The sequence below is a fragment of the Eubacterium ventriosum genome (genome assembly GCF_025150745.1).
GTDB classification, from domain to species: domain Bacteria; phylum Bacillota; class Clostridia; order Lachnospirales; family Lachnospiraceae; genus Eubacterium_G; species Eubacterium_G ventriosum.
Map to the genome: position 1 here is coordinate 1,958,597 of NZ_CP102282.1, position 25,573 is coordinate 1,984,169.

General features: G+C 34.4%; 23 protein-coding genes and 1 tRNA gene. All 24 read right to left on the bottom strand.

The window, feature by feature from the left end; genetic code table 11:
* Window positions 1-6: 6 nt before the first annotated feature.
* The 24 genes from NQ558_RS08835 to NQ558_RS08950 all read right to left on the bottom strand — a co-directional run bounded on the left by NQ558_RS08835 (window position 7) and on the right by NQ558_RS08950 (window position 25,565).
* Window positions 7-2,589 (bottom strand): heavy metal translocating P-type ATPase, encoded by a 2,583-nt coding sequence (locus NQ558_RS08835; RefSeq protein ID WP_005358519.1) that lies wholly within the window; start codon window positions 2,587-2,589, stop codon window positions 7-9.
* A gap of 235 nt (window positions 2,590-2,824) precedes the next feature.
* Window positions 2,825-3,127, bottom strand: a complete 303-nt coding sequence (locus NQ558_RS08840) for a metal-sensing transcriptional repressor (protein ID WP_005358521.1) — start codon at window positions 3,125-3,127, stop codon at window positions 2,825-2,827.
* 195 nt (window positions 3,128-3,322) lie between these two features.
* The gene (locus NQ558_RS08845) at window positions 3,323-3,538 is read right to left on the bottom strand and encodes a hypothetical protein (RefSeq protein WP_005358523.1); all 216 of its coding nucleotides are present in this window, start codon (window positions 3,536-3,538) and stop codon (window positions 3,323-3,325) included.
* Between the two features lie 307 nt (window positions 3,539-3,845).
* Window positions 3,846-4,901 (bottom strand): DUF5692 family protein, encoded by a 1,056-nt coding sequence (locus NQ558_RS08850; protein ID WP_005358525.1) that lies wholly within the window; start codon window positions 4,899-4,901, stop codon window positions 3,846-3,848.
* A 41-nt stretch (window positions 4,902-4,942) separates the two neighbouring features.
* Window positions 4,943-5,290 (bottom strand): hydrogenase maturation nickel metallochaperone HypA, encoded by a 348-nt coding sequence (locus NQ558_RS08855; RefSeq protein WP_005358527.1) that lies wholly within the window; start codon window positions 5,288-5,290, stop codon window positions 4,943-4,945.
* Between the two features lie 99 nt (window positions 5,291-5,389).
* Complete coding sequence (locus tag NQ558_RS08860) at window positions 5,390-8,158, bottom strand: FAD-dependent oxidoreductase (RefSeq protein WP_005358529.1); 2,769 nt, start codon at window positions 8,156-8,158, stop codon at window positions 5,390-5,392.
* A gap of 18 nt (window positions 8,159-8,176) precedes the next feature.
* Window positions 8,177-8,848: a hydrogenase nickel incorporation protein HypB gene (hypB, locus tag NQ558_RS08865; RefSeq protein WP_005358531.1), complete on the bottom strand. Its 672-nt coding sequence runs from the start codon at window positions 8,846-8,848 to the stop codon at window positions 8,177-8,179.
* Between the two features lie 48 nt (window positions 8,849-8,896).
* The gene (locus NQ558_RS08870; protein WP_117970083.1) at window positions 8,897-9,532 is read right to left on the bottom strand and encodes a DUF5052 family protein; all 636 of its coding nucleotides are present in this window, start codon (window positions 9,530-9,532) and stop codon (window positions 8,897-8,899) included.
* Window positions 9,533-9,612: 80 nt separating this feature from the next.
* Window positions 9,613-9,694, bottom strand: a tRNA-Leu gene (locus NQ558_RS08875).
* A 102-nt stretch (window positions 9,695-9,796) separates the two neighbouring features.
* Complete coding sequence (locus NQ558_RS08880) at window positions 9,797-10,168, bottom strand: hypothetical protein (RefSeq protein WP_040445751.1); 372 nt, start codon at window positions 10,166-10,168, stop codon at window positions 9,797-9,799.
* 129 nt (window positions 10,169-10,297) lie between these two features.
* Window positions 10,298-11,929, bottom strand: a complete 1,632-nt coding sequence (locus NQ558_RS08885) for a chitobiase/beta-hexosaminidase C-terminal domain-containing protein (RefSeq protein ID WP_005358537.1) — start codon at window positions 11,927-11,929, stop codon at window positions 10,298-10,300.
* A gap of 150 nt (window positions 11,930-12,079) precedes the next feature.
* A complete protein-coding gene (locus NQ558_RS08890; protein ID WP_005358540.1) occupies window positions 12,080-12,694 on the bottom strand; it encodes an epoxyqueuosine reductase QueH in 615 nt (204 codons plus the stop codon).
* Between the two features lie 44 nt (window positions 12,695-12,738).
* Entirely contained in the window at window positions 12,739-13,179 is a 441-nt protein-coding gene (locus NQ558_RS08895; protein ID WP_005358541.1) for an NUDIX hydrolase, read from the bottom strand.
* 138 nt (window positions 13,180-13,317) lie between these two features.
* A complete protein-coding gene (locus NQ558_RS08900; protein ID WP_040445753.1) occupies window positions 13,318-14,829 on the bottom strand; it encodes a peptidoglycan D,D-transpeptidase FtsI family protein in 1,512 nt (503 codons plus the stop codon).
* On the bottom strand, window positions 14,738-16,186 hold the full coding sequence (locus NQ558_RS08905; RefSeq protein ID WP_005358546.1) for an FtsW/RodA/SpoVE family cell cycle protein: 1,449 nt from the start codon (window positions 16,184-16,186) through the stop codon (window positions 14,738-14,740). Before NQ558_RS08905 ends, NQ558_RS08900 begins: the two co-directional genes overlap by 92 nt.
* An 18-nt stretch (window positions 16,187-16,204) precedes the next feature.
* On the bottom strand, window positions 16,205-18,409 hold the full coding sequence (locus tag NQ558_RS08910) for a peptidase U32 family protein (RefSeq protein ID WP_005358549.1): 2,205 nt from the start codon (window positions 18,407-18,409) through the stop codon (window positions 16,205-16,207).
* Window positions 18,410-18,492: 83 nt separating this feature from the next.
* The gene (locus tag NQ558_RS08915) at window positions 18,493-18,891 is read right to left on the bottom strand and encodes a cell division protein ZapA (protein ID WP_207738897.1); all 399 of its coding nucleotides are present in this window, start codon (window positions 18,889-18,891) and stop codon (window positions 18,493-18,495) included.
* Between the two features lie 75 nt (window positions 18,892-18,966).
* Complete coding sequence (gene ruvB, locus NQ558_RS08920) at window positions 18,967-19,968, bottom strand: Holliday junction branch migration DNA helicase RuvB (protein WP_005358561.1); 1,002 nt, start codon at window positions 19,966-19,968, stop codon at window positions 18,967-18,969.
* A 9-nt stretch (window positions 19,969-19,977) separates the two neighbouring features.
* A complete protein-coding gene (ruvA, locus tag NQ558_RS08925) occupies window positions 19,978-20,571 on the bottom strand; it encodes a Holliday junction branch migration protein RuvA (RefSeq protein WP_005358563.1) in 594 nt (197 codons plus the stop codon).
* 30 nt (window positions 20,572-20,601) lie between these two features.
* On the bottom strand, window positions 20,602-21,072 hold the full coding sequence (locus NQ558_RS08930) for a Gx transporter family protein (RefSeq protein ID WP_242652071.1): 471 nt from the start codon (window positions 21,070-21,072) through the stop codon (window positions 20,602-20,604).
* Between the two features lie 65 nt (window positions 21,073-21,137).
* Window positions 21,138-21,512 (bottom strand): NusG domain II-containing protein, encoded by a 375-nt coding sequence (locus NQ558_RS08935; RefSeq protein WP_005358566.1) that lies wholly within the window; start codon window positions 21,510-21,512, stop codon window positions 21,138-21,140.
* A 296-nt stretch (window positions 21,513-21,808) separates the two neighbouring features.
* Window positions 21,809-22,930 (bottom strand): DUF6273 domain-containing protein, encoded by a 1,122-nt coding sequence (locus NQ558_RS08940; RefSeq protein ID WP_005358568.1) that lies wholly within the window; start codon window positions 22,928-22,930, stop codon window positions 21,809-21,811.
* A gap of 110 nt (window positions 22,931-23,040) precedes the next feature.
* Complete coding sequence (locus tag NQ558_RS08945; RefSeq protein WP_005358571.1) at window positions 23,041-24,501, bottom strand: spore germination protein; 1,461 nt, start codon at window positions 24,499-24,501, stop codon at window positions 23,041-23,043.
* Between the two features lie 245 nt (window positions 24,502-24,746).
* Complete coding sequence (locus NQ558_RS08950) at window positions 24,747-25,565, bottom strand: RnfABCDGE type electron transport complex subunit B (RefSeq protein ID WP_005358577.1); 819 nt, start codon at window positions 25,563-25,565, stop codon at window positions 24,747-24,749.
* Between the last annotated feature and the right edge of the window lie 8 nt (window positions 25,566-25,573).

Genomic DNA, 25,573 nt, shown 5'->3' on the forward strand with positions numbered 1-25,573 from the left:
AATAAACTAACCGATAATATCGTTTACTGTGTAATCCTTATCTTCTACTGTTTTCTTAAGAACATCATTTGAGATGTCGCTGTTTAATTTTACAACAGCTGTTCCTTCTTCATGACTTACAATTGCCTCGTCAACCTGTTCTAATGCTTCTAAAGCCTTCTTAACAGTTGCTTCACAATGTCCACACATCATACCTGTTATTTTCATTGTCTTTTCCATAGTGTTAGTCTCCTTTTCTGATTCTTTATTGTCTAAATTATTTGATAAGTCATTATTTCCTATTACTTCTGTAATGCTATTTTTAATCTTTCTGTCTTTCTTGTTATTATAAATATTTACAAGATTTAATCTTAATGCATTAGTTACAACGCAGAAACTTGATAAGCTCATGGCTGCTGCACCAAACATCGGATTTAGTTTCCAGCCAAATATAGGATACCATATTCCGGCTGCAAGTGGAATGCCTATTATGTTGTAAATAAATGCCCAGAAAAGATTTTCGTGAATGTTTCGAAGAACTGCCTTACTTAATCTGATTGCAGCAGGAACATCCTTTAAATTACTTTTCATAAGAACCACGTCAGCGGCATCAATTGCCACATCAGTTCCGGCGCCGATTGCCATTCCTATATTAGCTCTTGTAAGTGCAGGAGCATCGTTTATTCCATCACCTACCATAACAGTGTTACCGTATTCAGTTAGTTCTCTGATAGTAGATTCCTTCCCCTGTGGAAGCACTCCGGCAATAACCTGATCAACACCTGCTTTATTGCCAATGGCTTTGGCAGTTTTCTCGTTATCTCCTGTAAGCATTATAACTTTTATTCCCATATTTTCAAGTTCAAAAATAGCTTCCCTGCTGTCCTCTTTAATAACATCGGCAACAGCAATTATGCCAAGAACCTTATTATCTTTGGTAAAAAACAAAGGTGTCATACCTTTTTCTGATAACTTCTCAGTTTTATTAATTAAATTAGTTGAAATAGTACAGTTCTTTTCAATAAACTTTCTATTTCCCGTAAAAACTTTTGAGCCATTATATTCGCCAACTAAACCATTACCAACTTCTGACTTAAAATTAACAATTTCATATGGCTTAATGTTGTTTTCTTTTGCATAAATGGTAATTGCTTTTGCAAGAGGATGTTCGCTTTTACTTTCAAGACCTATTGCAATTCCAAGCAATTCTTTTTCATCTGTTTCTTTTTCAGTAATAATAGCAGTAACCTTAGGCTTTCCAACTGTAATAGTTCCTGTTTTATCAAGTGCAACAATCTGGGTTTTACCTGTAGTTTCAAGGGATGTTGCATTCTTAAAAAGAATACCTTTTTTTGCCCCTACTCCGTTACCAACCATAATTGCAACAGGTGTGGCAAGTCCTAATGCACAAGGGCAACTGATTACAAGAACTGAAATGCCTCTTGCTAAGGCAAAACCAACTGTTTCACCTGCAATAAGCCAGGCAAAAATAGTTACAAGTGCAATACATATTACAACAGGAACAAATATTCCTGAAACCTTATCTGCAACCTTTGCTATTGGTGCTTTTGTGGCAGATGCATCACTAACCATCTGAATAATCTGAGCTAAAGTTGTATCTTCACCAACTCTTGTGGCCTTACATTTTAAGTAACCTGACTGGTTAACGCCTGCTGATGAAACCTTAGATCCTATAGTCTTATCAACCGGAATACTTTCTCCTGTAATAGCAGATTCATCAACTGCACCGAAGCCATCTATAACTATACCATCTACCGGTATATTTTCGCCCGGTTTTACAACAAATACATCATTTATATTTATATCTTCAATGGAAACTATTTTTTCCTTTTCGTTTCCGGTTAAATCCTTTTCGATAATTGTAGCAGTCTTTGGAACCATCTTCATAAGACTTTTTAGTGCATCTGTTGTCTTGCCCTTAGAATAAGATTCAAGCATCTTTCCTAATGTAATAAGAGTTACAATCATTGCAGCAGATTCAAAATAAAAATCATGCATGTATTCCATAACCTTATCACTATTGCCCGAAACCTGAGCATCTGTCATTGCAAATAAAACATAAGTACTATATGCAAAAGCCGCACCTGCTCCCATTGCCACCAAAGTATCCATATTAGGTGCCTTATTTAAAACACCTTTAATACCACTAATAAAGAACTTCTGATTAATTACAAGAATAGCAATTGTAAAAAGCATCTGAATTAATCCCATTGCGATGTGGTTGCCGATTAAAAACGCCGGTAAAGGCCAATCCCACATCATATGTCCCATGGAAATATACATAAGTGGAATTAATAATACTAAAGACACAATTAAACGTTTTCTTAAAATAGGTGTCTGAGTATCCTTTAACTGGTCTTCCTCCATTGATGCTGTATCTTTCTTAGAACCTCCGGCTGTTTTTGCACCATAACCTGCCTTCTCCACAGTCTGAATTATTTCACTGTCGCTGGCGGAGCCTTCAACCTGCATGCTGTTAGTCAACAGACTTACAACTGCTGAATCAACATTTGGCAGGGCGTTAACTGCTTTTTCTACACGGCTTTGACAGGCGGCACAACTCATGCCGGAAATTGTGTATTTTTTCATTTTAAAGTCTCCTTTACTTTTTAGTCTCCCCTGCGCCCTGAAAAATTTCCAGTACAAACACGTTGATTTTTTTATTTTGCTCCGTCGTCTATTGTAAAGCGAAAACTTAAACTCGCCTTACGGCTCAGACAGAAAGTTTTGCGCTTTACACTATACTCGCAAAATTGCAAAAATCTGCCTATTGTTTGTTACTGGAGATTTTTCAGGGCGCAAGGTAGTAAAATGTTGTGTTTTTTTATTTCATTGACTTCTTTAGCATTGTTATTAGTTCGTCTACTACTTCGTCGTTGCCTTCTCTTATGTTGTCGACTACGCATGTCTTGATGTGGTTGGATAGTAGGACTTTGTTGAAGCTGTTTAGTGCAGCAGCTACAGCTGATGCCTGTGTAATGATGTCCATGCAGTAGGCATCGTTTTCAACCATGTTTTTTACGCCTCGCACTTGTCCTTCTATTCTGTTTAGTCTGTTTATCAGGTCTTTGTATTCTTTTTCTGTTCGTTCTTTCTTTTTGGCACAGTGTGCACATTTATATTCCATATATTTTTGCTCCTTTTTGTTTATTACAGTTGGTATTATATACCCTATGGGGGTATATTTCAATAGTGTTTTATATTATTATGAATTTATTATTTTGTTTGTTTTATGTAATTATGCATTTGTGGGAGATTAATTTGGTTTTGGAATCAAAAAAGAAGCTATACGATTTTGTACAGCCTCTTTTAAAATTAAAGTTTATTTAATTTTGTTTAAAATCTTTCTTGCATAGTAAGTTATATATGCAATTAGCATTGGAAAACCTATTAATAATAATTCTTCGGTATTTTCGCCTTCAGTCATTTGATTTGGAAATATTATGTAACTTAATGCGATTAACACAGCTAGAAATATAATTCCCATTGCAAATGCAAGTAAAACTTCCTTAATTATGTTTGAACTATTTTTGTTCATAAACTTCCTCCCTATCTAATCATTAAGATGTTATCAATAATTATATACACATAAGACTTTTTTTCAACAATGTTAAATATTATTTTTTGGTTATTTAAACAAATTTTTTAACCACTTATATATGTGAAAATACAAAGTATATTCCTTTCCACACGTGTTAAATAAATTGTTCGAACACCATATATAATACTTTTTTATTTATATAAGAAAATAGAAATTGCAAATTCGGGAGAAAATCCGCATAATAGGGCAAAAAAAGACTAGCCATTTCTGACTAGCCCATTTCTTTATAGATATTTTAATGTCTTTATTCTGCTCTTTCCATTGCTTCAACGAAGTCTTTTGTTCCTGCAAAGATTTCTTCTTTGTATGGATTCTTCTTCTGTTCAATGGCACGCTTAATTATTACTGAAAGACATACAACATTGGCTGCAAGTGCAAGTATTGCACATACTCCCATTGCTGTTGTGTTTGGTGTAATTGTAGACATTGTTGCGCTGTCAATTGCAGCAAGGTCAAGACCTGTTTTTGCACCTGTTACGTTGTTGTAAAGTGATGGTATTACTGAGAATACACCACTAATCTGGAATAATGGTAATACCTGTGCGAACATACACCATGTTGCAAGTGTGTTGGCACGATTCTGAATCCATCCACCTTTGTTCCATAATGCGTTAGCAAATGTTGGAGCCAAAAGTAAAGCTACACCACAGTACCAGCTATGTGTTGGTAAATTACAGTATGTGTATGTAAAGTTCCAAATATCATATGCTACGATAAACCATATTGTCATATCAGGCCACAACATATCCTGATGATTTTTGTCTTTTGATGAGTAAATTCCCCACCAGCCTGTCATACAGAAAATATTAAGGATTCCGGCAATACCGTTTACCCAGTTCCACCAGCCACCGTTAAGCCATACTTTTTCATTTGAGAACCACCAGCCGTTAACGGCATCAGCACCTTTGATTGCTGATTCAAAGTCTGAACCTACTGCAATAAGAATGTTAATTGCTACAATTATGAATGGGAAACATTTAAACCACTGTTTGTTACCAAGACCTGTTTTGTACTTTAATAACATGAAACCGATACATCCGGCAACTGCAGCATAAAGTTTTGCATAATGAAACCAACCATTCATATATTTATAAGTCTGGCTGTTTAATGCCCATGATGCTCCTATGTTTGCACCAATCTGAATAGCTACAAAGTATACTGTTAATGCTGCTAAAACTATTCCAAAGAAAAAGATACCGCCTTTCTTAGTACGACGTTCAATTTCATTTGTAATAATTAATCCGGCAAATACTAAAACCCAGCCTAATATCTGCCACATACTGTTAATTTGAAATAACATAATTTTACCTCCGTGTATTTTATTAATTTGCTATGCAAATTTTAACATCCCTCAATTTCCTTTATGTTAAACTCGTTACCCTGTAAAAGATAAGTATGAGTGCTGTTACATTTAGGACAAGTTTTGCCATATGTGACAGTCTCATATTTGTTTCCACAGTCCTGACAATAGGTAATTGCAGGAATTTTTTCAACGTGTAATTTACAATTATGCATAATGTCTGATTTCTTTTCTACAGACCACTTCCAGCAGTTCTGAAGATATGATTCTATAACTGTTGAAACTTCTCCAATTTCCACAGTTACACTTTCTATTTCAGTAAGATTATTTTCCTTGGCTACTTCTTCTACGATTTTTATAGCCTGAAAAACAACACCTAATTCATGCATAATTTTCCCCTTTTATCTTATTAGTTGTTTAATAAATTTATAACTTAATAGTTTTAATTAAAATTTCTAATAAATAGTCTTAACAAATATTTTTAATAATTATTTTTTCTTAGAAAATTTAATTTTAATTGCCTGTTTTGCACCGTTTGGCAAAATGTATTTAAGCTTGTCTTCACTCTTTCTCATAACACTTGCACCCGGCAAGTCTCTTTCTAAGTGAATTGCTTCAAACTCACATTTAGTTGTACAAATACCGCAACCGATACATTTGTTTTCGTCAACGATTGTTGCACCACATCCAAGACAACGGGCTGTTTCCTTTTTAACCTGTTCTTCGGTAAAAGGAAGTTTGGCATCTCTGAAAGGATTATTTTTGCTAATGTTTTCATCCTTCATTGGAACCTGTCTGCTTGAATTGTCATAGTTTTCAATGTTTATGTCATCCTTATTAAGTTCAACGAAATAATGAGGATCACGTCCAATTGTAAGACTGCTGTGTGGCTGTACAAATCTGTGAATTGAAATAGCCCCCTGCTTTCCTGCAGCTATGGCATCAATGGCAAATTTTGGACCTGTATAAACATCGCCACCAACAAATACATCAGGTTCGTCAGTCTGGAATGTAAATGAGTCAGCGATTGCTCTGTTGCCTCTATCTAGTTTTACATTTAAGCCATCTAAAAGGTTGTCCCAAACAATAGCCTGTCCTACTGACAATACTACGTGCTTGCAAGACAATGTAATTGTTTCATTTTCATCATATGTTGGGTTAAATCTTCCATCATAGTCCATAACAGAAAGGCATTTCTTAAGAACAATGCCATCAACTTTTCCGTCTCTGACAATGATTTCCTTTGGTCCCCAACCACAATTAATTTTAATTCCTTCTTCTGTGGCTTCTTCAATTTCTTCTTCCGAAGCAGGCATGTGCTCTCTGTCTTCAAGACAGAACATTGATACATTAACATCACCACAACGTTTGCTATTTCTTGCTACGTCAATGGCTACGTTACCACCACCGATTACAACAACGTCTCCTTCAATAGGATATTCTTCCTTGTCATTTACTTCTCTTAAGAAATCTACGGCTGTCATTACACCTTCTGCATCTTCTCCAGGAATACCGGCTTTTCTTCCACCCTGACATCCGATTGCAATGTAGAATGCTTTGTAGCCCTGTTTTCTTAATTCTTCAATTGTTATGTCCTTACCTACTTCAACGCCTGTTTTAATAGTAACACCCATAGCTTTTATTACATCAATCTCAGCCTGAACTACATCTTTTTCTAACTTGTATGATGGGATTCCGTATACAAGCATTCCTCCGGCATTTTCATGTTTTTCAAAAACTGTAGGTGCATATCCTTTTTCTGCCAAATAGAATGCACAGGATAAACCGGCAGGCCCACCACCAATTATGGCAATCTTTTCGTCAAACTGTCCCTTAAGTGATGGAACAACTTTCTTTGGAATGTAACGTGTTTCTGCTTCCAAATCTTTAGCAGCAATAAACTTCTTTACTTCATCAATTGCCACTGCCTGATCAATATTTCCTCTTGTGCAGGCATCTTCACATCTTCTGTTACAAATATGTCCGCAAACTGCAGGGAATGGATTTTCCTTCTTAATCAACGCAAGAGCTTCCTTATATCTTCCCTGTGAAGCCATTTTCAAATATCCCTGAACTGCTATATGTGCAGGGCAGGCTGTTTTACAAGGTGCGGTTCCTGTTTTATGAGTATTAATACGGTTTTTGTCTCTGTAATCCTCAGTCCACATTTCAGGTCCCCACTTCTTTTCAGAAGGTAAAGGCATCTTTGGATATTCAACCTGACTTCCATCTTTTTTGCAAAGTTTCTGACCAAGCTTCACGGCTCCGGCAGGACAGAACTCAACGCAACGTCCACAGGCAACACATTTATCCTTTTCAACATGGGCAACATAAGCCGAACGAGACATGTTTGGTGTATTAAATAACTGTGATGTACGAAGTGCATAACATACGTTAACATTACAGTTACATATTGCAAAAATCTTATTTTCACCGTCAATGTTTGTAATCTGGTGAACAAAACCGTTTTCTTCTGCCTGTTCAAGGATTTCGTATACTTCTTCTCTTGTTATGTAACGTCCACCTTTGTTAGTTTCAACAACATAATCTGCCATATCACCTACAGCAATACACCAGCCTTCAGGATCATCGGCACAGCCTTCGTCATATGTAACTCTTGAGCGACGGCACGAACAAGGACTTGCAGCATATTTTCCTTCATACTTATCAAGCCAATGTGAAATATGTTCAACTGAAACTGAATGGTTTTCCATTTCAATTGCTTTCTCTACAGGAATAACATGCATTCCGATTCCTGCTCCGCCAAGTGGAACCATTGGTGTAACCTTTTCAAGCGGAAGACGACTCATTCTTTCAAAAAATCTACCCATTTCAGGATGATCTCTTAAAACATCTGCATTCATATTGGTAAATTCTGCACTTCCAGGAACATACATAGGTAAAACGTACTGTTTCTCGTGCTGTGGATTCTCCCAATTGTATTCAATTAAACCATTGTTAGACATTTCGTCTAACTGCTTTTGCAAATATTCATCGTCATTAATCTTTGTTAATTTCTTAATCTGTGCAAAAGTTCTAGGTTTTCTCTTTCCCATTTTTATGGCAATAAGAGCCTGTTCGTCAGTACATATAGGTGCAAGGCCCCAGTACTCAGGTGACTCTTTTGTAATTTTTTCTTTGCCAAGCATAACTTCCATTCTGTCGGAAATCATTTTGCCTAAACGCGCAATGGGCTCACGGATAGGTTCATCGTTTTTTACGGTATCCGGTACATAACCTCCTAATGGATCTGCCATAAAACTTCCTCCTTAGCATTATTTAGAATATATTTTTAATTCGTTTTTCAACCAATCTGTCCACTGTTCAAAGCCTTCTCCTGTCTTTGCAGACACAAAGAATACCTTAGCATTTGGATTTAAATTATGTATTCTTTCCTCAACGTCTTTCTTTGAAAAATCGTCAAAAACGCTTAATGTATCACACTTGTTAATTAATACTACATCGCTTATTGTAAACATAAGCGGATATTTAAGGGGTTTGTCATCTCCTTCAGGAACTGACAAAATCATTGCATTCTTAGTACTGCCTGTATCAAATTCCGCAGGGCAAACAAGATTGCCTACGTTTTCTAAAAATACAAGGTCTAAATCCTTTGTTCCAAATTCGTTAATTCCCTGTCTTGTCATGTCAGCATCTAAGTGACACATTCCACCTGTATGAATCTGAATGGCTCTAACACCTGTATCAGTTATTGCCTGTGCATCTACATCCGAATCAATATCTGCTTCCATAACACCAATGTTTATTTCGTCTTTAAGCATATTAATTGTTCTCTTTAATGTTGTTGTCTTTCCGGCACCCGGTGAAGACATTAAATTAAGCAGAAATGTTCCCTCTGACTTTAACTGTTCTCTTAGTCTGTCAGCGTCTGCATTATTGTCTTCAAAAATACTTCTTTTAACTTCAATAACTTTAAAATCTTTCATATATAGCCTTTGTATTTATAACCCTTTCATAATATTCTTAAGTTAATTTTAGTCAATAAGTGCTTTGTCAATTATCTGGAAGTTAGCTCTGTGAATATACAATGCCTTTCCATCAATCATAAGCTTAGTTGTCTTAGGCAAGTCGTCTCTTACTTCCCAATAAACCTTTTCACCGCTGTAAGCACAAATAGGTACACCAAGCTGACTCTGAATTACTACTACCTGGGCTTTTCCAAATGCATTTTTATATTTATTAATAACATTTGAAACAATAGCATTCTCGCTTAGTTTTCCTGTGGATTTGCTGTTAATATCTTCTGTTGTAAACTCAGCATCAGGCTGCAAACCTGTCTGTTCAAAGATAATTGTATCACCACAGCTTTCTAACTGCTTTCCGTCAATGTTTAATGTAATGATAGATGACAAACCATAACTCTTGCTATATGTACCGTCATCTGAATCAACATGACCTTCTTCCACAACGTTGCTTGTAAGCCCTATTTTGTCTCCTTTTGCAGTCATAAATTTGTTTCCACTGTTGTCATAAAAATAGCATGAATATGAATTACCTGTAAGCTTACCTTTAATGTCATTAACTCCACTACTAAAAAGGGCGCAACCGGTAAATATACCTATGCTTGTAATAACAGCAATAGCCAAAAATACTTTCTTTAGTTTTTTCATTTTAATCTCCTTTTTCTTTATTTTACAGTAAAAAAAATGCACCTTCAAGGTGCAGTATCTACAAAATGCAAAAAAAATAGTGCGGATGGCGGGACTTGAACCCGCACGCTTTGAGGGCGGCAGATTTTGAGTCTGCTGCGTCTGCCATTCCGCCACATCCGCATAACAACGATATGTTATCATTTTTCTTTACAAATGTCAAATCCTTTTTCGATTTTATTTGTATTTATATTACTATTACATTTATCAGGTTAATCTGTTTTCTTAGTTTCTTGCTATGTACCTGTAATATTCTGTTTTGGTTGCTACTTCTATTTTTACAATGTCCCCTGCATATTCTCTTATAGTAAATAATAAATCATTATCATCATTATATGCCATAAAGACTCCTTCGGCGCTACCTTTTGGAATTGTATAACATGGTTTAAAGTAACCATACTTGTATAATGATAAATGTTTAATACTATTTTCGCCCTTTGCATTTTCCATTTTTGTCACTTCAATATATTGACACCCGGTTGCATCATAAAAAGAATATCTGACATAATTCTCTCTTGTCATAAATAAAAAAGATATAACCACAACAATTAGAATTATAACAATTGTTGCAAAGATTCTGCTTTTCCTGTCACTCACCGTATCCCCTCTTTCCTGTTTAGTCTATATTTATTATAACGTTTTTATTGCAAAAAACAAGAAAAACTCCTACTTTTGTTTACACATTGGTAATAAATGTGCAAACAAAAGTAGGAGTTTTCTTATTAATTAGTCATCGTTTGATGTTGATATTGAATAATTTCCATCAGAACCATAACTAGCCTTGTAACATATTGCATCATCACATGATACAGCATATGTTGTTGACTTAGTTTTGTTTTTCTTAGTTGTCATTTCACAGGAAATAATATAGTAATACTTGTCACTTATTTCTGCAATCTCTCTGTATTCAAAATTGTAAATATCACCATCGTCATTATCGTTAAATATGATGTCCATTCCACCAATGCTTCTCTTTAATGATTCAAGTGCCTCATCATAAGTCTTAGAATATTCCGGTGTAAAATTATAGACTCTTGTTGTAACATCACTTACAACACCTTCAGCGTTAACTGCTATAAAGTAATATATGCTGTCACCCTTTGGCATGTCTATTGCACCTTTATATTTCTTTGACTTAGTTGTAGGTGTTGTGCCGTCTGTTGTGTAGTAAATTATAGTGTCACTGGCTGCAGTTGCTTCAATCTTTTGATTTGATGTGTATTTTCCACTATCAGGCTTAATAATTGGAGCGTCTACTTTAATAAATTCAAGTGTATATTTTATTGTCATTTCTTTACTTGCTTTTCCGTTTTTGTCTACTGAATAAGCTCGTATAGTATATATTCCTTCCTTCTTTAATTTAATTGGAGAAGAATATTCCGTCTTAGTTTCACTTTCAATGGCATTGCTTCCGTCTGTTGTGTAATAAATAGTTACATCATTACTTGATGAAAGTTCAACATTAATAGGGTTACGGTAAACCCCTTCTTTATAATTTGCAACCGGAATTGTACCGTTGTAATTAGTTAATTCTTCCTTCATGTTAGAAGGTGCACCTGCAATTAAAGGTTCAATCTTTGAGTTCATATCGTTATTCTGATATAAAACAATAAGCTCTTTGTAATAATCAATGTTAGAATTGTCAATTGCAATAAGAGCTTCAAGAAATTCAATTTCTTCCTTTTCATAACCACCAATAATTGAGTCTACCTTATAAACCATTACATAAGATTTAACTCTCTGCTCATTAGTAACTGCATTGTTAGATGCTGTATAGAACTGAGTTCTTGCATCCTTATAATTCTGCTGGTTGTAGTAAACTGTTCCATTGTTATAGTACTGGTTAAACTTCTTAGTCATGGAAGCTTTTTTAATTGAAATAGTTATTGCAACTGTTGCAACCACTGCCACAATGGCAATTAAAGCTACAATGGCAACATTTTTGCCTGACTTCTTAGGGTTAACGTTCTTATTTGATGGAACATTATATTTATCATTTTTGTATTTAGCTTTCGTCTTCTTTGAAGCAAAACCTGCATCTGTTATATTATCATTATCCAGTAATTCTGATTCCAAACGTCTGCTATTCTTTTTAGGCTTTTTATTTTCCTTATTTAAAGCATTATCATTCTTGCCTTTATTTTCCTTATTTAAAAAATTATCATTCTTGCCTTTATTTCCGGTATTAATAGCCGCTGTTCTTGATTCTTCCCGGTGTATATTAGAAGTAGGTCTTGTTCTGTCAGGCACCACAATTTCTTCCTGATCGGTAGGGACGAAATTCTTAAGTTTTGTGCCACAGGCATTACAAAACATCTGATTATCATCACATTCATTTCCACATTTTGGACAAATCATATTAAATATCCTTTCAAATATATGTATTAAAAATACTAGCTAACTAAATGTAACTTCGTTCTATGAATATATCACAATATTATATCCCTTGCAAATATTAACTTGCAAATTTTATTTTACAAAATAACTGTTTAAGTTTTCTACTAAAATTTAATCGTTTGGCTTTGAAAATTCACAACCACAGAAATTCTGTCTGTACAAATTGTATTCTTTGGAAAGTTCAATGGAACGCTTATATCCGTTCTTCTTCTTAAAATCGGAATATAAATATTTAACTCCATATTCCTTTTCCAAAGCTTGTCCTATTTCGTTAAGCTTTTGAGAATCCTTTAAAGGACTAATTGAAAGTGTTGTTGTAAAATAATCAAACTGCTCTTCTTTTGCCATTTTTGCTGTTTGTTCAAGTCTTAATCGATAACATTTGAAACAACGGGCACCACCTTCAGGACAATCTTCCAATCCTTTAGCCATATCATAAAATTCCTGCGGAATATAATCACTTATAACTATTTTAATGGGATTTTCAAAATCTTTCTCATTTATGAAACGTATAAGTTCCTTTGCCCTATGATTATATTCTTCATCTGTTGATATATTAGGATTATAAAATAAAGCAGTAATATTAAAATACTTATTTAAATATTCTAATACATAACTGCTACATGGTGCACAGCATACATGTAGTAAAAGTGATGGCTTAATATCACTTTTTGTTATGTTTTCTAATGTCTTTTCCAATTCTTTCTGATAATTTATTTTATTCATTTCTCCTCTACAAAAGAGACAGGATAAATTCCTGTCTCTTTGTCCTATCTTTTTTTGTTTTTTGATCTTTCCATTTTAAGGTAAAGTTTGTATGCCTTTTCAAGCATATTACGCTCATTAGGAAATTTTAACAGATGATACGCTTCAATATATCTGTAATAACCTGAATGGGTAAAAAACTCTTCCCTTTGTGGTCTGCTAAAATAGCTGTCAGAAGTCATTAAATACCAATGAACCTCTTTTTCTACAATATCATGGGGAATGTTGAATGTATATTCACTCTTTCCAAGGTATTCAATTATTGTTGCTTTCACTCCTGTTTCTTCATGAACCTCTCTTAATGCTGTCTGTTCATGCGTTTCGCCATTTTCAACAGTGCCCTTTGGTAAAACCCATCCTTCATACCTATTGTGATAATTCTTGTAAAGCAATAATATCTTTCCTCGAAAAATAACCACACCACCACAGCTGACTGCGTTCTCCATGGGAAGCCTCCTGTTTTTAAGCGTGATTTTGACTTCTTTAACGTCAAACTTAAATTACCTTTAGTATACAAGAATAAGTTTATAATTTCAATATTACCATATTAGTATTTCAATTTTTTTGTATTTATTGACAACAATTTATTTAAAATAATCATCAAAAATCTCTTTTGCACATTCCTTGGCTGAAATTGTTCCGTCTTTTATATTTTCGTAAACAACTGCAATGGCAAGCTGCTTTTTGCCCTTCTTTGCATAGCCCACAAACCAAGAGTTAACGTTGTTATTCTTATCAAGCTCTGCTGTACCTGTCTTACCATATACTTCATAAGAAGAACTTGAAAAAATTCTTGCAGTACCATAATCACATACTGCAGACATATATTCCTGCAACTGCTTTGCCTGTGCCTTAGTCATAAGCTTCTTGCATTCAGTCTGTTCTGCCTGACTCACTATAGTTCCATTGCTGTTCTCAACTTTATCAATCATATATGGCTTCATAAGAACACCCTTGTTTGCAATTGCAGCTGCAAGCATAGCCATGTGAGCTGGTGTAACTAATGTTTCACCCTGTCCTATACTTGTCTGAGCTACTTCTGCCTGAGTTGAATTTTCATTCAAGACAAAACGACTCTTTTTGCAATAGTTTGAATCCCTTGTATTAAAGTTATCAAAAGGAATAATCTCATTAAACAATAATCCATTAACAGTCTTTATATATTTCTTAAGATTAAGTTCATCACCCATTGTTGAAAAAGCACTGTTACATGAGTTGGCAAATGCGTGTTCAAAATCTTCACTGCCGTGAGCATGACCATCAAAACAGTTAATCTTAAAATTATGGAAAAGCGCACGTCCCTGACAATAATATGAGAAATTATTGTAATCATTCTTATGCTGGTTCATATAAGCAAGTGTTGTGACAATCTTAAATGTTGAGCCTGGTGTATACAAACCTAAAGTTGCTCTGTTAAGCAATGGTGAATTTTCATTATCCGTTGAAATATCATCCCATATCTTGTCTAACTTTTCAGGATTAAATGAAGGTTTTGAAGCAGTAGTTAAAACAGCTCCAGTTGAAGGATCCATTATAAAAACAGCACCTTTATCTGAACCGATTGACTCATAAGCTTTCTTCTGCAACTTAACATTTAAAGTTGTATATACGTTACAGCCACTTACTGTTGTATTCGAAAAATCATTGGCAATCTTTTCTATCTCAGTAGTTCCTTCAGTTGAAAGATCTGAGTTACATCTCTGTTCAAGTCCTGTAAAGCCCTTTGTTGAATAGCCAATTACCTGAGCAAAAGTTTTACCATAAGGATATTTTCTTGTGTCATCCGTTAAATCTTCTTCTGTTGAGTTTGTGTCTGTGTAGGCAAGTTTTTCACCGCCTTCAGCATAAATAGTTCCTCTTATAATGGTTTTCGCTTTTTCGGCAACTCTTTCATTATGAGTATCTTTTATAATATCCTGACTTTTATTTACAATAAAGTTTAAGTAAAATCCTGCCATAAATACAAAAATTATGCAAAATATTACTGAAGTAACCATTGCCTGTCTATTTAATTTTCGTCTTTCTTTTTGTTCCGACTTGTATCTCCTGCGTCTTGCGGAGTCCTTTGACATTTGATGTTGTTCTCGTCGTGACATTTCCTGTTCCCTCCGTTGGTACTTTTCTTCTAACTGAATTCATGTTAGCCGTACCTACAATTGCAAGTCCCTGTATAATTGCAAAGACAATTAATGTACTTAAAATTGAACTACCACCACTACTTATAAGTGGTAAAGTTACGCCTGTAGACGGAATCATGTTAATTGCACCACCTACAGTCAAAATAATCTGTATTGCATAGCCTACACCTAAGCCTACGCAAACCAGTCTGTTAAACATACTGTTCTGTTCCATTGCCGTATTTAAGAATGAAATAAAACAGCTTAAACATACAAGAATCAGAAGTATTCCGAATATTGCTCCAAATTCTTCTCCAATAGCTGAAAAAACAAAGTCATTATCAACAATTGGTATCTTGTTAGGATATCCCTGATAAAGTCCAGTTCCCATTAAGCCACCACTTCCCAAAGCAAAAAGTGACTGTGAAACCTGATATCCTGAATTATTTATAATATCGGCAGCAAAAGGATTTTTCCATACAAGCACTCTGACCTGAACATGGGAAAATAGCTTGTATGCTATCACCGAAGCCGTCGATATACCTGCCATTCCGATAAAAAGGTATCGAACCTTCTTTGTTCCAACATATACCATAAACAGATACATCATAAAGAATATTAATGCACTACCAAGGTCTGTTGAAATCACAAGAACAATAACATAAAGCCCTGCAAAAACAGCCGATAAAATTAAGTGGCCAAATTCTGCTGACTTACTTAGCATTCCTGCTATAAAAAATACAAATATTATTTTTACAAATTCTGATGGTTGGAAAGTGAATCCGCTAATCTTAATATAAAGTTTAGCTCCTCTTGAAAGGGTTCCCACTACAAGAACCGCAACTAACAGACCAAGACCTACAAAGCAATAAATCCATGTTAAGGATTTCCACATATTAAACCTGCTCATTAAATACGGTACAATTAATGAGAGCATGGTTACAACAGCTACAATAATAAACTGTTTTACGCTTTTTTCAAAACTAAGTCTTGCCAGAATAATAAAACCGATAGTCAAAAGCATACACATATTACTTAGTATGCCTTTGTTAATGTTAGGATAAATAATAGGGAATATGCCTAAAACCACTATTAAAAAGCACATTTGCAACCCACCTAAAATAATAACATTAACATCTGTTGTATCTTTCTGGTTCATAAAAATAGTAACTATACCCAGAATATAGGTCACAAAAATAATCGCATTCTGACGTTGAAATATACCTGCCGCCTGATAGCGCTTAGTATGAATAAGCGCGCTAAAAGACTCCCATGTATAAAACAACATAAGCAAAATAAATAAATATTTAGTTACAATAACAATAAAAGTATCCATATCAGTCTCCAATTTTTTCTAAAGAACCCCACGTTTAAAGTGTCCTCTTGTAGATTGATCATCTTCCTGTATATTTTTTTCGTATATAAAAGCCTGTTGTGCCTTATTTAATATCTGTTCAGTAATATTTCCGCTTTCTGTTGTAAATGAAAGTCTTACTGAATCAGGTGTCATGGAAATAATTTCCTTTGAAAACTTAAAAAGGGATAATGGCTTACAATTATACATTACATTATAGCAATACCTACATACACACTTTGTTACAAATCTGTTTCGATGTTTATCCACAACTTCATAAGTACTATTATCTGATTTACAACTATTGCAGGTTTTTAAACCACAACCTGCTGAAATCATTGCCGGCATATATCCATAAACAATCATTTCATCTCCTGCCAAACCTCTAAATTCAATTTCTTTATAATTTAGTTCCAAAGGAACTGTTGTCTGTACACCACCAAAATTCAGATAAAAATCTTTGGCTATCCTATTGTAAGTATACACATTATAATCAAAAATGCAATTTTTTGCCATATTTATTTTTCTTAAATCCAGATATTCCTCAAAACTTCTTATAAGAGATCCATCTGCTTTTTCAATGATTTTCACATAATTTCTGTGAAAATTATTCTTGTCAGCCATTCTGTAAACATAAGGCATTGCAATATATATTTCTTTGTCAGCCTTGTGTCCTTCTTCGATTATTTCAAGAATTTTATTTTCTGAAAAGTCAGAGCTTTCAACATATATTCTTTTAACGAAATCCTTGTTCATTGAAACTTTAAACTGCTCGTTTGTACTTACAAGTACATTAACATTAACGGATATTGTTGTATTTTTATTGCATAAATCAACAATATACTTATTATTGGTATTACTCTTATCACTTTGAATGTTTGAATCTTCTACACTCTTTCTTGTGTACTGTGATATTAAATATTGTCTTACCTTTTCAAGAAAATCTCTTCTCGCCTGATTAATTGCACCTATTGGTAAAAATCCATCTTCATCACAGATAATCTCAATATTAGTAAAATCAAAGTCACTGTTACCTGTTTTTTTCATTTGCTTTAATAAAATTTCTTTGTCAATAGGCTTATTTAAAGCTTTTGATACAGGATTTCCTTCATAAATTATTTCAGTCCCATTAACCATTGTTGAAATTGTAAATGGCTGCTCTTTTATAAAAGTTACTTTAATATTAAGATTCTTTTTTAAGGTGAAACCTATATATTTTTCTTTTAAATACTGATTAAATTCTCTATTTTCTTTTCTAAACTCTGGTTTCTTTAATGAAATCATATTTCTGCCGTTATGTTGCTTATAATAACTTTCATTAAAACCATTTCTGTTAAATAAATCAGCAAGTTTCTTTATATCATTTTCATCAACATTATACTTATCAGGTATGTTTAAATACATATCAAGATATTTTCTATAAATACTTACAACACCTGTAATATATTCGGTCTTCTTCATTCGTCCTTCAATCTTTAAGGAGTATACACCTGATTTAATGATTTCGGGAAGAATCTTTAATGTGCAAATGTCTTTTGGACTTAAAACATATTTGTTATTTCCGGGATTTAAGACCTTGCCATCTTTTAATACATCATATTCCATTCTACAAGGCTGGGCGCATCTTCCTCTGTTACCACTTCTTCCTCCAATGTAGCTACTCATAAAACACTGACCTGAATAGCAATAACACAATGCACCGTGTACAAAGCTTTCTATCTCCATATCCTTAAGCCTAGTGTCATTCTTTATGTCTTCTATCTCTTTTAAAGAAAGCTCTCTTGGAGTTACAATTCGTGAAGCACCTAAATCTTTAAGAAATGCAACTGTATCTTTTCCAAATATTGTCATCTGGGTACTTGCATGTATATGCATTAGTGGAAAATTATCTCTTATAAATTTGAAAACTCCAATATCCTGCACAATAACTGCATCTAAGCCATTTTCATAAAGAGGAAGCAGGTAATCATATAATTCCGTCTCTATCTCCTTATCTTTAAGCAAGGTATTTACTGTAAGATATAGCTTTCTGTCGTGAACATGTGCATATTCTAAGGCTTCAATTAATTCTTCAGTTGTAAGATTATTGGCTCCGGCTCTGGCTCCAAACATTAATCCTCCTGTATAAACAGCATCAGCACCTGCATTATATGCTGCTATAACACTTTCAAAGGAACCACCAGGGGCTAAAAGTTCAACTTTCATAAATCCTCCACTTACGTTTTTCTATGACCGTACATATTAAACACTAAACGATCAGGCAAAACCTGACCGTTTCTTTCAAGTTATTATTTTTCTAATTCTGTCTGTAATTTAATGATTTCTTTTTCTAATGATTCAATCTTTTCTAAGGCTTCATTTAATTCTTTTGTTGCTGTTTCAGCTTTTGAGTCTGAAACAATAAGTTCGTGTTTTAAATCATATACTTCCTTCTCTTTCAATTCAATATCATTCTGAAGTAAATCAGCCTGCTTCTTTGCTTTAAAATAATCATTTGCAATGTTGATTTCAAGAAGAATCCTCTGCATATCAACTTTTTGAACTCTGTAATTCTCGTTCTGCTTAAACTCAGCAATCATATTGTTAATGTATGATGCTACTTTCTGAAGATAAGCTTCGCTTTCAAAACCGCCAATATTGTAAATCTTTCCATCTATTATAACGTCTATGTAATTCTTTGATGACATAATTCTCTCCTTGTCCTTGGTTAAACTACCACGTATTCTATCACAAAACATATAAAATGTAAATTTAGGAGTAAGTTAATCTTCTAGAAAGGGAACTCCCAAATGTTCATATGCAAGTCTTGTTGCAATTCTTCCTCTTGGTGTACGCTGTAAAAGTCCATTTTGAATAAGATATGGTTCATAAACATCTTCCAATGTTCCGGAATCTTCTCCAAGGGCTGCAGCCAATGTATCAAGACCTACAGGGCCACCATCAAACTTATCAATCATGGTTTCAAGAATTGATCTGTCGCCCTTATCAAGTCCTAACTTATCCACTTCTAAAAGGTCTAAAGCCAGATTTGCCACATCTTCAGTTATGACACCATCATATTTAACCTGTGCAAAATCTCTTACACGCTTTAACAGTCTGTTGGCAAGTCGCGGTGTTCCTCTAGAACGGCGTGCAAGTTCTGTAGCACCTTTCTCGTCAATTTCTACATTAAGTAATCCTGCTGACCTTATAATAATCTGCTTAAGTTCGTCAACTGTATAAAATTCAAGCTTATTAATTACACCAAATCTATCCCTTAAAGGTGCTGTAAGAAGTCCGGCTCTTGTAGTTGCCCCTACTAAAGTAAATTTAGGCAAATCAAGTCTGATACTTCTTGCCCCCTGACCTTTTCCAATCATAATATCAATGGAATAATCTTCCATTGCAGGATACAGGACTTCTTCAACCTGTCTGTTTAAACGATGAATTTCATCAATGAATAAAATATCATTCTCTGCAAGATTATTTAATATTGCTGCCATTTCTCCCGGTTTTTCAATTGCAGGGCCTGAAGTCACTTTAATATGAACTCCCATTTCATGAGCAATAATCGTTGCAAGTGTTGTTTTACCAAGCCCCGGTGGACCATAAAACAAAACATGATCAAGTGGCTCATTTCTCGATTTTGCCGCCTCTATAAATATTTTCAAATTATTTTTTGCTTTGCTCTGACCTACATATTGATCTAATGATTCGGGTCTTAAACCTTTCTCAATAACAATATCTTCTCCTGCCAAATCTGTCTGTATAATTCTTTTTGCCATAATACTATCCTAAAATATATTTTTTAAAGCTTTCTTTAAAATTTCCTCAACATCCATTCCGTCAACATTTTCGATGGATTTAATTGCCTGATACGCCATAGTCTGGGAATAACCCAGTGCAGTAAGTGCCTCAACGGCATCTCCAACAACACCACTTGCCTTAGTCATAGGTTTGCTAATTGTCTCTCCTGCAATCATATCTTCTATATCAATCTTATCTTTTAATTCGATAATAATCTTTTGAGCTGTCTTTGCTCCAATTCCGGGTGCCTTTGAAATAGCTTTGGCATCATCTGCCAAAACAGCCATTGACAAGCTGTCTCCCGGACAAGTTGACAATATTGCAAGTCCACCTTTTGGCCCTACACCACTTACTCCTATCAGCAGCTTAAATAATTGTAATTCCTGCCTAGAAAGGAAACCGTACAATTGCATTGCATCCTCCCTAACACTAAAATATGTATAAATTTTAACCTGCTCACCAATTCCAATCTGCTCTAATGTAGACTGGGAAGCAAATATTCCATAACCTATACCATTATTATCTACTACAACTTTATCTTTTTCAATCTCTTCAACTACTCCTGATATATAGGATATCATAATAAAAATCTCCTTGTAAAACCATGTTGTCTATAGTTTAATATACTCTCTTGTTCTTTTATAAAGAATATTGGACAGAATTCCAATAACTGTCCCTGTAATTATTCCCGCAATCATAAGTATAGGTACATAAGTAAAAATACCTACATTTTTCAAAATAACAGAAGCTATTATAATCTGTCCTACATTATGTAGAACACCACCTATAATAGCTACTGTAATCATAGAAATTCTCTTTGTACTTTTTAACAAGACCATACCTATAAAGCTTACCAAAGCCCCGGCAATACTGTAACAAATGCTAAACATATTACCGAAAAATAATCCTATTATTATAATTCGTATAACATTAATAAAAAAAGCTTCTTTGTTTCCAACAGCATACATAACCATTATAACCGCAAAATTAGCCAGACCAAGTTTCGCTCCAGGAATGCCGACTGTAGGAATAAAAGTTTCAATATAACTTAGAATCACTGCAAAAGCCGTAAATAAAGCCATTAATGAAATCTTCTTACTTACCATTAATTCTTATTAATCCTTTCCCTTGTCATTTTCCAATAACGTTAGTCTACATTAGAATCAACTTCAGGATACTCCTCTGACGCAATTCTGATTACCAACTTATGCGGCAGACAGATAATCGACTCACCCTGTTTCTTAATCTTACCCTGTTTAACACAAATCTGATCAGGACAGTCGGAGCTTTTCATGTATACTTCTCTGTTCTTTATAGTAATAATATTACTATATTCACCATCATCAACCTGATATTCGCCGTCATCATTAAGGGAAATAACCTTCTGAACGTGATTGTCCACAATGACTTCAACATAGTCTCCGTTAACATCAAATAATACCGTTACTGCTATCCAACTGCCAATGGCAATTACAATAAGTACAATTAAAATAATAATGTCAAGTCTGCGTTTTTTTACCATCGACAAAACCACCTTTCCGTATCGTTTAGCTTTAAAAACCAAACGAATGTTTACCTATCTTTATAATACCATATCCCCCTAATTTATACAATTATATTTACCAAAAAATTCAGAAAACTCCGTGCGAAAAATAATTATCGAAAGCACGCTACCGCTACTCTCAGCTAGTAGCGATCCTTAGAAGCTATGGTAGCTTTGCTACCCCATTTTCTTCGAACCGACGGCTTCGAAGTACTTTCTTACAATTATTTTTCGCACGGAGTTTTAATATAATTTGCAAATCTTAGAGTGGTTTTTTACTTAATTGATACCCACAATGCAGGACGAATATGGATATTTGTGTCTGTAACAATGTATCCATAATCCATCACTTTGCCGTATGATACATACTGTGCTGTATTTTCGCTATTTCCCGGACCGATTAACCACCAGTCTCTTAAATAGTTGCTTAAGATTTCTTCATACTGTTCTGCCTGACTTCCATTAAGCATAAATATTTTATCTACTGTATCTTTTCCGGCTTTTGTACCATATGTACTATTATTTTCAACCTTAATATTTGTATCTAAAATTTTCTTTTGCATATTTAGACTAAAAGTTCCATCTAAAAATGAACCATTTAAGTATTCTCTTAAAGTACATTCACTCCATGTTGTAGCTTTATCTCTTTCATTATAGGCTAATCCGTTAATTGGTTCAGATTTTACAAGAAGTACTTTATCTCCATCATTTTCTAATATAAGCCAATGAAAATTACCAAATATAACATTTGTGCCGATTTTCTGCTTTTTAATGTATTCAATTTCTAAATCAGCAAGTTTTTCTTCACTGTCACCATATTCAGACTCAACTAATTCCCTAAACATCTTAATTGCAGGCTCATAGTCTTCATCTTTCCAGCACTGAAGTGCAAACTGATACTTACAGTCTCTCTTTCTTTCCTTGCTGTCTTTGTAATTCTTTAAGTTCTTAAACATCTTATAAGACTTCTCGTAATTGCCCTTGTTTTCATAAAAAGTTGCTCTCTGGTACCTTCCGGGTTTAGTCTTTAGATATACAATTCCACCGGCTGCGGCAATAACAAGTACAATAACAAGGCCTATAATAACTTTTCCAATAATTCCATTGCTCTTGCTTTTGTTCTCATTAAAATCTTCTTCCTTAGGCTGAATTTCTTTCACTATCTTGGACTGTTCCTTATAATATTTGTGCTTCTTTAAGCATTCTTCATATTTATCTTTTGAATCCTCATATTCTCCTAAGTCTTTATATCTATCAGCAAGATTTTTAAAAAACTCTGCCTTTTCTTTATCTCTTGTTAAGCATTCAGTAGCTTTTAAAAGTCTTTCTGCATCTAAGTACATTTCTTCCTGAGTCTTAACCACTACGGTTTCCTTTTCTTTAGTTTTAGCTGCCATATAAACCTCCCTTAACTGTATATATTATTATACTCATTTAGACAAACTTTGCAACGACAGTTATTTCATTAACGTTTTTTTGATTATAAAACCAATTCATTTTAGTTTTTTTATTTCTTGTTTTTAGCCTTTAATGATACTCTGTAAAATCTTTGCAAAAATACTTTAAAATCAAGGGGCATCAAAGGATAAACATAGCTTGTTCCTGCAATTGTTTTGTTTAATCCTACTACTGCCAATGTAAAAATTATCCCACCAATAAATCCGTATAATCCGAAAATCTGAGTAAAAATAAGCATAATTATTCTTAAAAATTTAACTGAGTATGCCAGTTCATAATTTTCGTGAGTAAAGTTTGCAATGGCAACAACAGCCATATATAACATAGTCTGCTGGTTAAACCACCCTGTATTAACAGAAAACTCGCCAATTACAATTGCTGCAATTAAACTTAAAGGTGTATTTAAAGTGCTTGGAGTGTTAATTGCTGCCAACTTTAATCCGTCAACAGCCAACTCCAAAATCAATAGTTGCCAAAAAATCGGCACATATTCAGGCTGTTCTATTTTAGTGAACATTAACCAATCCGGTAAAATTTCAGGATTATTTGCATAAAGTAAAAACAACGGTGTCAGCAATAATGACATAACTGTAACGATCATTCTTGCAAGTCTTAAATAAGTTCCGGTAACCGGTGGGAAATAATAGTCGTCCGCCTCTTCTATCACATCAAAAATAGTTGTGGGAAGAAGCATTGCCGCAGGGGAATTGTCAACAAGAATGGCAATCTGTCCCTCTAAAACAGATGCAGCAACCGTATCAGGTCTTTCAGTATAGCGAAACTTTGGAAATGGATTAAACCACTTGCCTTTATAAACCGCCTCCGAAAGACTTTCCTGATTCATAGTTAATGCATCAACATCTATTTTTTCAATATTACTAATAATACGGTCAAGCAATTTTCTGTCAACCCTGTCATTCATATAACAAATAGCAATGTCCGTTCTTGAACTTTTTCCTGCACGCATAACTTTGCAAATATACTCAGGATTTCTAATTCTTCTTCTAATAAGGGCTGTATTAAGAATTAAAGTCTCAACGAAACCATCTCTTGAACCTCTAAGGACCTTGTACTTCTCTGGCTCCTGAACATTTCTTGCGGGATACTCCCTAGCATCAATCAAAATAGCCTTATTAAAGCCATCAATAAGCAAACAGGAAACCCCGGACAAAAGCATGGTAACCACGTTATACTTATCCCCATACAAATTAATTTCCAAATAAGGAATCTGATTATTGGCAAAATCTATTACAGAGCTCTCCACATCAGACACATCAATCCCCAAAAAAAACTCCTGAATCTTCTGCAGCATATCATCTTTACAAAAACCATTAATGTAATAAATAACAGCCCTCTTATCTCCAATATCAAACTCTCTTTTAAGTAAATCAAAATTTTCCTCTAAATGCAACAACTGGTCCAATTTTTGTTCATCCAATTCGATATTACCCTTAATGAAACTATATTCAGAATTTTTTTCATAGTTTTCTCTCTTCTCTTTATTTAACATAAAAAACCTCACACTTTCCGGATTCGAATTTCTAAAAAATTGTACAGGTTTGCCATTGCTAAAGCACGCTTCCGCTGCCCTCGGCTCGTAGCGGTACTAAGAAGCTGTAGCAGTTTCACTGCCCCACCTCCTAAGGACCGACGGCCTCAGAGCACTTTCGGCAAAAGGCAAACCCGTACAATTTTAAAATCTTCGTATCTATAATAGTGTGAGGTTTTTTATTAATATTATGCATAGAAAGAAAACTATGATAATTTTTCTATAACTTTCTTAGGGCATTTTGCAGCACAAATGCCACAGTTTTTGCATTTGTCCTGATTTATTGTTGCAAGATTATATTCAAAATCGATTGCATCATTTGGACAGTTCTTTGCACATAGTCCACATCCGATACATCCTGCTGTACATGCCTGCATTACATCACGTCCTTTGTCTTTTGATCGACATTTTACCATGTATTGATGATCTGCAGGAATTATTGAAATAAGTCCTTTTGGACATGCTGCAACACATTTTCCACAGGCTTTACATTTTTCTCTGTCTACAAGTGCTTTTCCGTTTACTATATGGATTGCGTCAAATTCGCAAGCTTTTACACATGAGCCAAGTCCTAAACAACCATAGCTACATGCTTTTGCACCGCCACCGGGAATGTTTGCCGCATCCTGGCATGACATGTTTCCATAATAGTTGTATTTGTCTTTTGCCTTGTCACAGTCTCCTGAACATGAAACATAAGCTACTTTTGGAACTACTTCTGCTTCAACTCCAAGAATGTCTGCAATTTTTTTGGCTACAGGTGCGCCACCAACAGGACAAGCTGAAGGTTCACTTTCACCACTTGCTATTGCTGCAGCAAGTCCGTCACATCCCGGATATCCGCAACCACCACAGTTATTGCCCGGAAGTGCTTCTCTTATTGCAACTTCTTTTTCATCCACTTCTACTGAAAGGAATTTTCCTGCTATTCCAAGTGCAATACCTATAAATAAGCCTACACCACCTACGATTAATACGGCATATAAGATACTGTTAACTGATATACTAACTGCTAATAAACTCATATCTTACC

What these genes read in the sequence shown, in the direction of transcription:
- NQ558_RS08860 (WP_005358529.1), bottom strand. Translation starts at nt 8,158, where the DNA reads ATGGCAGATCCATTAGGAGGTTATGTACCGGATACCGTAAAAAACGAT.
- NQ558_RS08900 (WP_040445753.1), bottom strand. Translation starts at nt 14,829, where the DNA reads ATGTCACGACGAGAACAACATCAAATGTCAAAGGACTCCGCAAGACGC.
- NQ558_RS08850 (WP_005358525.1), bottom strand. Translation starts at nt 4,901, where the DNA reads ATGTTATTTCAAATTAACAGTATGTGGCAGATATTAGGCTGGGTTTTA.
- hypB (WP_005358531.1), bottom strand. Translation starts at nt 8,848, where the DNA reads ATGAAAGATTTTAAAGTTATTGAAGTTAAAAGAAGTATTTTTGAAGAC.
- NQ558_RS08890 (WP_005358540.1), bottom strand. Translation starts at nt 12,694, where the DNA reads ATGAATAAAATAAATTATCAGAAAGAATTGGAAAAGACATTAGAAAAC.
- NQ558_RS08845 (WP_005358523.1), bottom strand. Translation starts at nt 3,538, where the DNA reads ATGAACAAAAATAGTTCAAACATAATTAAGGAAGTTTTACTTGCATTT.
- NQ558_RS08840 (WP_005358521.1), bottom strand. Translation starts at nt 3,127, where the DNA reads ATGGAATATAAATGTGCACACTGTGCCAAAAAGAAAGAACGAACAGAA.
- NQ558_RS08950 (WP_005358577.1), bottom strand. Translation starts at nt 25,565, where the DNA reads ATGAGTTTATTAGCAGTTAGTATATCAGTTAACAGTATCTTATATGCC.
- NQ558_RS08945 (WP_005358571.1), bottom strand. Translation starts at nt 24,501, where the DNA reads ATGTTAAATAAAGAGAAGAGAGAAAACTATGAAAAAAATTCTGAATAT.
- NQ558_RS08940 (WP_005358568.1), bottom strand. Translation starts at nt 22,930, where the DNA reads ATGGCAGCTAAAACTAAAGAAAAGGAAACCGTAGTGGTTAAGACTCAG.
- ruvA (WP_005358563.1), bottom strand. Translation starts at nt 20,571, where the DNA reads ATGATATCCTATATATCAGGAGTAGTTGAAGAGATTGAAAAAGATAAA.
- NQ558_RS08835 (WP_005358519.1), bottom strand. Translation starts at nt 2,589, where the DNA reads ATGAAAAAATACACAATTTCCGGCATGAGTTGTGCCGCCTGTCAAAGC.
- NQ558_RS08870 (WP_117970083.1), bottom strand. Translation starts at nt 9,532, where the DNA reads ATGAAAAAACTAAAGAAAGTATTTTTGGCTATTGCTGTTATTACAAGC.
- NQ558_RS08915 (WP_207738897.1), bottom strand. Translation starts at nt 18,891, where the DNA reads ATGTCATCAAAGAATTACATAGACGTTATAATAGATGGAAAGATTTAC.
- NQ558_RS08930 (WP_242652071.1), bottom strand. Translation starts at nt 21,072, where the DNA reads ATGGCTTTATTTACGGCTTTTGCAGTGATTCTAAGTTATATTGAAACT.
- NQ558_RS08910 (WP_005358549.1), bottom strand. Translation starts at nt 18,409, where the DNA reads ATGAAAGTTGAACTTTTAGCCCCTGGTGGTTCCTTTGAAAGTGTTATA.
- NQ558_RS08935 (WP_005358566.1), bottom strand. Translation starts at nt 21,512, where the DNA reads ATGGTAAAAAAACGCAGACTTGACATTATTATTTTAATTGTACTTATT.
- NQ558_RS08885 (WP_005358537.1), bottom strand. Translation starts at nt 11,929, where the DNA reads ATGATTTGTCCAAAATGTGGAAATGAATGTGATGATAATCAGATGTTT.
- ruvB (WP_005358561.1), bottom strand. Translation starts at nt 19,968, where the DNA reads ATGGCAAAAAGAATTATACAGACAGATTTGGCAGGAGAAGATATTGTT.
- NQ558_RS08895 (WP_005358541.1), bottom strand. Translation starts at nt 13,179, where the DNA reads ATGGAGAACGCAGTCAGCTGTGGTGGTGTGGTTATTTTTCGAGGAAAG.
- NQ558_RS08905 (WP_005358546.1), bottom strand. Translation starts at nt 16,186, where the DNA reads ATGGATACTTTTATTGTTATTGTAACTAAATATTTATTTATTTTGCTT.
- NQ558_RS08855 (WP_005358527.1), bottom strand. Translation starts at nt 5,290, where the DNA reads ATGCATGAATTAGGTGTTGTTTTTCAGGCTATAAAAATCGTAGAAGAA.